This window comes from Ketobacter sp. MCCC 1A13808 (genome assembly GCF_009746715.1).
In the GTDB taxonomy this organism is placed as follows: domain Bacteria; phylum Pseudomonadota; class Gammaproteobacteria; order Pseudomonadales; family Ketobacteraceae; genus Ketobacter.
Map to the genome: position 1 here is coordinate 100239 of NZ_VRKW01000006.1, position 10745 is coordinate 110983.

The following is a 10745-nucleotide window of genomic DNA, read 5'->3' on the forward strand; positions in this document are numbered from 1 at the left end:
GGCTCAGGGACCCAGCATCGATTCCGGCACCACTAACCGTTCAAACTCCGAATCGTCCAGATAACCCAATGCGACTACCGCTTGCTTTAATGTGGTTTGGTCTGCGTAGGCTTTCTTCGCCGCCTCTGATGCTTTGTCATAACCGATGTGGGGCACGAGCGCCGTAACCAACATTAGAGTGCTGCTGACGAAGTGCTGCAGGCGCGCCGGTTCCGCTTCGATCCCGTCCAGGCAACGGCGGGTAAAACTGGCAATGGCATCGGACAGCAGAGTAACCGATTCCATAACGGTATAAATAATCAGTGGTTTGAACACATTGAGTTCAAATTGACCTTGGGTATTCGCCATGGCAATCGTTTGATCGTTTCCCAACACGCGCAACGCCACCATAGTTAAAGCCTCAATTTGAGTCGGGTTTACTTTGCCTGGCATAATCGAGCTGCCCGGCTCATTCGCGGGAATTTTAAGCTCACCTAAACCACAACGAGGCCCGCTGCCCATCCAGCGCAAGTCATTCCCTATCTTAAATAAAGCACTGGCAAGCACACGCACCGCTCCGTGAAAACTCAGTAACGCCTCATGCCCTGCCAGCGCCATAAACTTATTTTCAGCGGGCACAAACGACAGCCCGGTCAAACTATTAATCCTTGCCACCACCGTATCCGGCCACCGCGGGTGTGTGTTTAATCCCGTGCCCACCGCACTGCCACCGATGGCCAGCGCCATCAGTCCGGGAACGGCTTTTTCCAGTTCCTGCATTGCCAGCTGAACCTGCCCGCGGTAACCGCTGAACTCCTGACCCAGTGTTATCGGAGTCGCGTCCATTAAATGGGTGCGGCCACTTTTGATCAGATCTTTGAATTGGTTTTGTTTGTTCTCCAGGCTTTGCAACAGATCAGTCAATACCGGTGACAACTGGTGATACCACTGATGCACCACTGTCATGTGCATCACCGTGGGGAAGGAGTCGTTGGAGGATTGCGACATATTGACATGGTCGTTGGGGTGTATTGGCTGCTGAGTGCCGCGTTTATTACCCGCCAGCTCGTTAGCCCGGTTAGAGATCACTTCGTTCAGGTTCATATTTGTCTGCGTGCCGCTTCCGGTTTGCCAAACAGACAATGGAAACTGATCCCGATGCTGGCCTGCCATTACTTCATCACATGCGTCCACAATGTAACCGGCTAACTCTGCGTCCAGCTTACCCAATTCCGTATTGGCCAACGCCGCTGCTTTTTTTAATAGCGCATACTGAAAAATAAACTGCGCCGGAAAATGTTGATCGCCGATGGGGAAATTCTGTAGTGATCGTTGCGTCTGGGCACCCCAAAGTGCCGTTGCCGGCACTTCCACCTTGCCCAGTGCATCGCGTTCTGTGCGGGTTTCCATAACTATCCCTGCGTGCTATTCACTGTGCTCATTTAACTTCGTTCTGCTAGCTGCTCCAATACGTATTGCAAAATCCCGCCTTGCTGGTAATAGTGCAGTTCATCTTCTGTATCAATACGGCAAATCAGCTCCAGTGATGCCTCACTACCGTCTTCACGCACCACATGCAACGTCACTTTAGTGCCCATACCCAAACCTTTTAATCCGGTAAGCGACACTATTTCGGTTCCGTTCAGTTGCAGGGTATTGCGGCTTTCTCCTGGCGGAAATTGCAGTGGCAGAACCCCCATACCGACCAGATTGGAACGGTGAATGCGCTCAAAGCTTTCGGCCACTACGGCTTTCACGCCCAGCAAACGGGTTCCCTTGGCGGCCCAATCGCGACTGGACCCGGTGCCGTATTCCTTACCGGCAAAGATCACCAGGGGGACATTGTCCTGCTGGTATTTCATAGCGGCGTCATAAATCGCCATCTGTTCACCCTGCGGCTGAAACTGTGTGACCCCCCCTTCTACACCGGGGCACATTTCATTTTTTATACGCACGTTAGCGAATGTACCGCGCATCATCACTTCATGATTACCACGTCGCGAACCGTAGGAATTGAAATCTTTTTTCTGCACGCCGTTGGCTTTCAAATACAACCCGGCGGGACTTGTCTCCCCGATACTACCTGCTGGGGATATATGGTCCGTGGTAATACTGTCACCTAACAGTGCCAGCACCCTGGCTCCGCTCACATCCGCATAGGGGTCATGACTATTGTCGAGGAAAAACGGCGGATTCTGGATATAAGTCGATTTGGAATCCCACTCATAGGTTTTACTGTCTGGCACCTGAATTGACTGCCACTGCTCATCACCGCTGAACACATCCGCGTATTGCTGACTGAACAAATCACTCGACACCAAGGCCACCGCCTGCTGAATTTCCGCATTTGTGGGCCACAGATCTTTTAAATACACCTGCTTGCCCTCTGCGGTTTCGCCTACCGGATCCTCGTCCAAATTAAGCAAGGTGGAACCGGCCAGGGCATACACCACCACCAGCGGCGGTGACGCCAACCAGTTTGCACGCACTTTGGGATGGATGCGGCCTTCAAAGTTCCGATTGCCGGACAACACGGAACACACGGTTAATTTACCTTCGTCCACTGCCGCTTCAATGGGGTCCGGCAAGGGACCGGAATTACCGATACAGGTGGTGCAGCCATACCCCACCAAGTTAAACCCAAGTTGATTCAGATAGGTTTGCAGCCCGGCCTTCACCAAATAATCAGTGACCACCTTGGACCCTGGCGCCAACGACGTTTTTACCCAGGGCTTTGTGGTAATGCCCAGCTCAACTGCCTTCTGCGCAATTAAGCCGGCAGCCATCATTACTGCGGGATTGGATGTGTTGGTGCACGATGTAATGGCAGCGATCACCACGTCACCGTCTGCCAAACAATAATCCGCGCCCGATACTGCAATTTCCTGAGGTTCAGTGCGACCGGACAAGTTCAGCACATCGGTGATGGCGGCAGGCAACTTAGGCAAAGGCACCCGATCCTGGGGCCGCTTGGGGCCAGCCAGGCTGGGCACCACTGACGACATGTCCAGGTGCAATGAGCTGCTGTAATGAGTGGCATCGGACTCATCCCGCCACAACCCCTGGGCCTTGCTGTACGCTTCCACCAATTCAACCAGTTCAGGGGGACGCCCGGACAAGGTTAAATACGTTATGGTCTCCTGGTCTACCGGAAAGAAACCACAGGTTGCACCGTATTCCGGCGCCATATTGGCGATGGTGGCGCGGTCAGCTAACGGCAAATGGTCCAGTCCCGCGCCATAGAATTCCACGAATTTACCCACAACGCCGTGCGCACGCAGCATTTCAACGACGGTTAATACCAAGTCGGTCGCGGTAATACCTTCGTTTAACTTTCCATCTAGCTGAAAGCCCACCACTTCAGGTATCAACATCGACACCGGTTGTCCGAGCATCGCCGCTTCGGCTTCGATGCCGCCTACACCCCAACCCAGGACGCCCAGACCGTTGATCATGGTGGTATGACTGTCGGTGCCCACCAGTGTATCCGGAAACACATAGGTCTCCCCATCAATCTCCTTGCGCCAGGCGACTTCCGCTAAATATTCCAGATTTACCTGGTGGCAAATACCGGTGCCTGGAGGCACTACCCGAAAATTGTCAAACGCCGACTGCCCCCAGCGTAAAAACTGATAGCGCTCGCCATTGCGCTCCATTTCAATTTCAACGTTGTCGTGATAAGCAGAAGGATCTGCGAATTTATCCACCATCACCGAGTGGTCTATAACCAGATCCACCTGGTTAATGGGATTAATCAATGCCGGGTCTTTGCCCCGGCGCGCCACATCGTCGCGCATCGCAGCCAAATCCACGACCGCAGGAACTCCGGTGAAATCCTGCATCAAAACGCGAGACGGGCGGAACGCAATTTCCTGCTTGACCGGGTTCACGGGGTTCCAATCGATTAACGCCTGGATATGTTCGGACTTAACACTTACTCCGTCCTCAAAGCGCAACAAATTTTCCAATAATACTTTCAGGGAGTACGGCAACTTACGGACTGACTCGTGCCCGGATTCGATTAATTTTTGCAAACTGAAGATGGTGTATTGTTTGTCGCTAACGGACAATGAAGTGCGGGTGTGGAGTGTATCGTTTACCTGAACGGACATAGCAACCCTCCTTATGCTAGTGACGTGCTGTCTGGTACTTTTGACATAGTACTGGCCCCATATGTGCGGACACTTTAAAATGACCACACACTAACCTGAGCAATCTTCGACCACGTCCACACCAATTCGTTCAGCGGGTTGTCGCCCTGCAAAACTATATAGCGTGCAGAATTGAAGATTCACTCTAATGACTATACATTGATATACGCACATATTGAAAAGAGGATTACATTATTACCTATTCAATTAATATCGACCGGGTAGAAAAAGATCTCTATCAATTGGCCAAATTTGGATTTAACGAGAAGGACAAAGGTATCTACCGTCAGGGCTTTACCGATCCGGATTGGGAATCCCGGCTATGGCTAATGGAATATTTCGAGAGCTACGGCCTGAAAGTGCAAATGGATGGTGCAGGTAATGTGTGCGCCCGCCTGGAGCCGGAAGGCGGTGAATCTCAACCAACCATTATTATCGCCTCCCACCTGGATTCTGTCCCTGCTGGCGGTATTTTTGACGGCACACTGGGTGTGGTGGCCGGACTTGAGTGCATCCGGATCATCCAGGAAAATAACATCCCCTTCCGCTATCCCATTGAAATCATAGCCACCAGCGAAGAAGAAGGCCGCTTCGGCGGTATGCTGGGAGCCCAGGCACTCACCGGCAGCCTGACCCTGGGCTGGCTGGAAAATGCGAAAGACCCCACTGGTGAAAAGATTACCGATGCCATGGCCAAATACGGCCTGGACTACCATCAGGCTTTACATGCTGTGCGTGCCCCCGAAACCATCAAAGCGTTTTTGGAATTACATATCGAGCAGGGGCCAGTGCTGGAAGCCAGTAAAAAAACCATTGGTGTGGTGGAAGGCATTTCCGGGGTGTTCAAATGGTTAATTAAGTTTATTGGAAAAGCCGATCATGCTGGCACTGCGCCGATGAACCTGCGCAGTGACGCGTTTATGGGGCTGGCGGAATTTGCACACGAAATCGGTCGCATAATCGAAGAGAACGGCACCGATAAAACCCGCCTGACCATTGGTCGAGTGGAATTGAAGCCCGGTTATGCGCACACCGTTCCTGGTCAGGCAGAATTTACACTGGTAGGGCGGGATATGTCTGAAGAGGTCATGAAAGACGTATCAGACAGTTGCCGAAAAGCCTTATCGGCCATCGCCCGCCGTCACCGGCTGATGTTTGAATACGAACAAATGAGTTGGCTGGAGCCCAAGGCCTGTTCGCAATACGTAATGGATGTAATTGAAAAAAATACGCAGGAATTGGGATACAGCTATCAACTGATGCCCAGCGGTGCAGGTCATGATGCACAATTCTTTAGCGATATCACGCCCACCGGAATGATCTTCATTCCCAGTGTCGGCGGTGTCAGTCACGCACCGGACGAGTGGTCCCATTGGTCAGACGTAGAAAAAGGCTGCAACGTATTGTTAAACAGCCTTTTAACTATTCAGCACGATAATGCAGAAGGTAAAGCATAGAGGCTTTACCCGGACGCGCACAAGGCAGCTAGCTCGCTGCCTTCCAACCCAGTTCATCTGCCCGTTGCTGGGCCAGCTTAGGCAGATCTTGCTCAACAAAGTGGTGATGCAATAATTGCACGCCCAGCACATGGTTCAACACGGCATCCAGTTGTACTTTTGTATCCCGATCCATGCTCGGGTCTTCGTGCCCGTCAATCAAAGCACGAATACCGTCGTAATCCAGCAATCCGGCCGCTTCCACTTTTTCTTTGCTGGCGAATTCATCGGTCAAGTTCATCAGCATTTTCCATTTTTTGGTATCGGTGTGAGCCGGTGGCGCCATAAATGCAAACTTCTGACGTTTATACAACGTTTCCGGTAACAGCCCTTTCATGGCTTCACGTAAAACGTACTTTTCCGTCGCACCCTTGATGCGTAACTGCGGCGGCACTGTAGTCGCAAATTTCGCCAGGTGGTGATCCAAAAACGCAGGACGCGCTTCCATCGAGTTCGCCATATCCACCCGATCGCCGCCCCAGGTCAGGATCTGCCCTTCCAGCATGGTTTTGATCCACACATATTGCGCTTTATCCAGCGGATGGCGTCCGTCCAGCTGATCACGATCGAAGGTTTGAGCGATCGCCGCTCCGGCATCGTAATTTTTCAAATCGTCGCGCCATTGCGGGTTTAATAATTTCATGGCAAAGCTATCACAGTGCAACCAGTTTTGCAGACAGGTCGGCGTGAACCCAACCACTTCGCTCATGGCTACGGAGTTGAAATCTTCCCTGGGCAACATAGCACCACGGAACAGACTATTACTTTCTTCCAGGCTGGACTGCCACTCATTACGCAAACTGGCCGGAAGGGAATCCAGACCGTACAAGAACATGTCTTTACGGAAGGCAGGATAACCTGCGAACAACTCGTCCGAGCCCTCTCCGGTCAACACCACTTTGTAATTGTTCTTCTGGACCGTTTCGCTCATCAACAATTTGGCTACAGCCAGCGTGTTATAGATCGTGCGCTCGGTATGCCAGATGGTGCGGGAAAAGTTTTTATAGAGATCGTCCGCAGACAGGGTCAACACCAATTGGTCCGCTTCGGTCATCTCTGCCATTTCGCGGGCTATCGGCGTTTCATCGTAGGCTTCACTATCAAAACCGATGGTAAACGCTTTTACCGGGTCTTGCCGCGCTGCCGCAGACAACCCAAGAATAGAACAGGAGTCGATGCCACCGGAAAGGTAACAACCCACCGGCACGTCCGCTTGCAAACGATGCTGCACCGCTTCCAGCAACTGTTCGCGTACGCCTTCAACGTAATGACTTTCGTCTTTATGGTTGACGTATTCTCCCGCTACCGGGAAATCAATATCCCAATATTTCTTGTTGGTCACGGTTAATTGACCGTTTTTACGCTTGATCTTAATAAAATGCCCGGGCAATACCTGATGGATTCCATCGAATGCCGTGCTGCCGGGAACGGTTACCTGGATCAGCTGATGATAAGTCCCTGCCGCAGACAGCTTGCGTTTTACCGACGGATGCGCAAACAGCACTTTCAGCTCGGAACCGTACACAATCCCGTCTTCGGTCTCGGTCCAGTACAAAGGCTTAACACCAAAACGATCACGCACCAGATACATGTGGTCATCATTTTTGGCGTACAACGCAAATGCAAATTCACCGCGCAAATAATCCAGGGTTTTTTCCAGCCCGTAGCGGGGATACAAATGCAAAATTATTTCCGAATCGCTCTTGGTGGCGAAACGCGCCCCTTTAGACACTAAGCCTGAACGAATTTTCTGAAAGTCGTAAAACTCGCCGTTGTGAACCAGATAATAGTTCTGATCCTTTGATACCAGAGGCTGACGCCCTCGCTCCTCATTCAGATCTATAATTGAAAGGCGCGCGTGACTCATCCCCACCCCTAATCCCGGCGGGTTCGAATAGCCGAAATTATCTGGTCCACGGTGATACTGGATCGCCGCCATATTGACCAATACCTGGGAGTCGATGGGTTTTTGGGGGTCGCGGTGAAACACACCAGCAATACCACACATAGAATTCTCCTGAGTTAATGAATACAGACGCCGTTTACATCCAGACGTCCATTACCCTTTCTATACGCTCACACATACAGGTGAGCAGCGCCATACGTAAAAAGACCGCACCCCTGGCCTGGGAAAAATACCAATTGTGGGGAGTACCATCCAGATCCACCCCCAACTCCTCGCCACGCGCCAACGGATGCAACACGATAGCATCTTTCTTCAGCGGGGATTTGCTATCCAGAACATAGCGCGCGCCATAGGACTCAAATCCATCCCCTTTCCATGCGATGGCGTTGATGTACACCACGTCCAATTTCGGTAATTCTTCGTCCAGATCCGACGTTACACGTACGTTGAGGCCCGCCTGAGTCAACTGTTCCAATTGACCGGTATCAAAGATCGCCCCGGGGTCATCTTCACAGATGACGACCACCTCTTCCATGGTTTCCGGAAAGATAGCAAACATTTTTAACAGACTACGCACCGTTCGCATCTGGTTGGGAACGCCTACCACGCCGATCCGGATCGGATCGGCCTTGTCATCCCCTGTGGCTACCAGCTCCGGCTTCCATTTCAGAATCGTATAAAGATCTGCCAATGCCTGAGTGGGATGCTCATCTAATCCGTTGCCCGCATTAATAATAGGTATACGCAGACTGCGCATCATTTCGTGTACGGAGGATTCGTAATTATCCCGCAGCACCACACAGTCGCCGTAGTTATTAAACATTTCGCCCACATCCGAAAGGGACTCCCCTTTCGCTATACCGGTAGTAGAGCGATCCGTTATCGACATGATATCACCCCCCAGGCGGTGCCATGCACTTTCAAACGAAAGCCGGGTACGGGTACTGGGCTCATAGAATGCGCTGATCAGAATTTTGCCCTGCAAAGGGGTACGGAAACGACGGGGATTCGCTTCGAACTTGGCTGCCAGCCTGAACAACTGCAACAGGACATCCTGATCGAATTGATCTGAAGAAATAATATGTTGAGAAGACAGCTGTTTTAACGGTTCGCCATCCTCCTGAATTGTTTTCAACAAACCCTTTGGATGTGCATCGCCATAGACATCCGGCACCGCACGTTCAAAGTTCACACCCTTTTCATCAAATGCGTCTACCATAGCCTATCCTTTTTCCAATCCTGAATTAATAAACCAATGAGTATGACCGGCGACAAACAGGTAACCAGCATGGCGCAGAGGATGAGAGCCTCGAAAACGGCAATATCAATGACCATGATTTCTCTCCATTGTTTGCAATAACTGCCAATCAAATTTTGCATCCCGCAACATAAGCCCGAGACAACACACGACCAAAGACACCAGACAAGAGCTTAAGGCCGCAACGTAAAATCCGATAACGAAGTACGCTGCCAGACCACATAGCGTTCCTAACACCATGGCCAACGCCACAAAAGTACCGTGTAAGCGAGTACGGTAAAGCCCGAAAACAATTGGCCAGATTGTACTTGCTACAAACGCGCCGGTAAGATTTAACAATTCCCCCAACGTCGCTATTCGCGGCAGACACAACAGCCAGGTGCCAAACCCTAAACCCAATATCACCAGTTTGCTGACTTTAAACAAGTGCTCGTTGCTGGCTCGCGGGCGTATCATACCCCGATACACATCTTCCGTAATCAGATCGCTGGTAGCCGCTAATAACGAGTCCAGGCTGGAGGCCAAAGCAGAAAACACAACGATAAATACAAAAATCGCGCCAACACTGCCTAAAAGTTTAGCGGCAACCAGCGGCCCCACCATATCCGGGCTGGGGGGAAATATATTGAGGCTGGTGGCCGCCAACGCTATAAACCCGGTCACGATCGGAATCGGCAGCCAAAGCAGCCCTGCCAATAAATACGCGCGCTTACCGATACCTTCTTTAAATGCAAATGCACGAGACCACCAGACATTTGAGTGGAAAATCTCACCAATGCCAAAAAATATGTTATTAAACAGGAACATAATTGCCGCAGGGAAAAGCAGATTGAGCAACTGGGGCTGTTGTTCCGATACCGATTCATAAATGGTTTCCAGGCCCACATCACGCCAACACACATAGCCGATGAACAACACGCCCAACAAAATAATAATAGTCTGAATATAGTCGGTAGCGATAACGGCTTTCAGACCACCCAGCAATGTATAACCGACACAAATTGCCAGTATCACCGTCATGCCGATGTGATAATCCAAGCCGCTGAGCGCGTGCAACAAGATACCCCCTGCCATGCCCAGACTGACTAACCAACCTAACGCATAGCAGAAAGAGACGATCAGGAATACATACCACGCCGGCTTGCCAAACCGGACCCGGATAAAGTCACCGCAAGTGTACCCTTGCGGCATCAAGGTTTTAATACGTTTTGCCATCGGGGCAAACAGAATCAAACCCAACGCTGCCATTGAGTAACCTATCATGCCCCAAACGCCAAATTGATAGGTCAATTGCGGCGCGACCAAGGTGGTATTACTGGTAACCCAGGTCGCCATCGCCGTGGCGGTCGCCAGCGCTATACCGACGCTCCGCCCAGCCAGCATAAAATCATCCACGGTGCGGTTGCGGCGGCCTAGCCACCACCCGAACAGCACCCAGGCTAATCCAAAAATGATTAAAATAATGACTGCAGTTTGAGTAGGAATCTGTGCGGCAAACATAGGCTCTGCTTTAGTTATTCTTTTGCGTAAAACGGAACAGACAGACCACCAGAATCGCAAACAATGCGGCACCCAATCCGAATAAGAGAGTTGCTGACGTCAGATCGCGGTGCGCAACTGCAAATTGAGCTGGCTTGCCGACGGGCTGACCTATAGGAGAAACGATGCGGGCGAAATAATCACCATCGTTAAAACCACTGAGATGTACCTGGGATTGTGAAGTCAGGGTAAATTCACGCACCAGATGCTGGAATTGAGAATCTGAAGAAATCTGGATACGGACAGGCTGCTCCTGTTTCGAGTATTCTTCAAAGCTCAGGGTGACAAAGCCTTCACTCACTGAGGAAGCGTTCGCAAGAATGACGTTCTCCTGCGGGCTTGGTTCCGGCTCAGCTTGCACTAAAAAAGCGCAAAAAAGCAGGCAAAAATAGAGCGTCATTCTCAACATGGATCCG

7 protein-coding genes are annotated in these 10745 nt (G+C 51.1%); 1 reads left to right on the forward strand and 6 read right to left on the reverse strand.

Features of this window, described 5'->3' with window-relative positions; genetic code table 11:
- Positions 1 to 3: 3 nt before the first annotated feature.
- Both fumC and acnA read right to left on the reverse strand, forming a co-directional pair.
- Complete coding sequence (gene fumC, locus FT643_RS12960) at positions 4 to 1389, reverse strand: class II fumarate hydratase (RefSeq protein WP_156871826.1); 1386 nt, start codon at positions 1387 to 1389, stop codon at positions 4 to 6.
- A 32-nt stretch (positions 1390 to 1421) separates the two neighbouring features.
- The gene (gene acnA / locus FT643_RS12965; RefSeq protein ID WP_156871827.1) at positions 1422 to 4091 is read right to left on the reverse strand and encodes an aconitate hydratase AcnA; all 2670 of its coding nucleotides are present in this window, start codon (positions 4089 to 4091) and stop codon (positions 1422 to 1424) included.
- 251 nt (positions 4092 to 4342) lie between these two features.
- On the opposite strand from acnA, the gene FT643_RS12970 reads away from it, so the two are divergent.
- Positions 4343 to 5587, forward strand: coding sequence for a Zn-dependent hydrolase (locus FT643_RS12970; protein WP_317622030.1), 1245 nt, complete (start codon positions 4343 to 4345; stop codon positions 5585 to 5587).
- Positions 5588 to 5615: 28 nt separating this feature from the next.
- On the opposite strand, the gene asnB is transcribed toward FT643_RS12970, so the two are convergent.
- The 4 genes from asnB to FT643_RS12990 all read right to left on the reverse strand — a co-directional run bounded on the left by asnB (position 5616) and on the right by FT643_RS12990 (position 10729).
- Positions 5616 to 7634: an asparagine synthase (glutamine-hydrolyzing) gene (gene asnB, locus FT643_RS12975; protein ID WP_156871829.1), complete on the reverse strand. Its 2019-nt coding sequence runs from the start codon at positions 7632 to 7634 to the stop codon at positions 5616 to 5618.
- Between the two features lie 34 nt (positions 7635 to 7668).
- Positions 7669 to 8751 carry an aspartate/ornithine carbamoyltransferase family protein gene (locus tag FT643_RS12980; protein ID WP_156871830.1) on the reverse strand — a complete coding sequence of 361 codons (1083 nt, stop codon included), beginning with the start codon at positions 8749 to 8751 and terminating at the stop codon, positions 7669 to 7671.
- A gap of 105 nt (positions 8752 to 8856) precedes the next feature.
- Positions 8857 to 10290, reverse strand: a complete 1434-nt coding sequence (locus tag FT643_RS12985; protein ID WP_156871831.1) for a sodium:solute symporter family protein — start codon at positions 10288 to 10290, stop codon at positions 8857 to 8859.
- A 10-nt stretch (positions 10291 to 10300) separates the two neighbouring features.
- Complete coding sequence (locus FT643_RS12990; protein ID WP_156871832.1) at positions 10301 to 10729, reverse strand: hypothetical protein; 429 nt, start codon at positions 10727 to 10729, stop codon at positions 10301 to 10303.
- Positions 10730 to 10745: the final 16 nt, after the last annotated feature.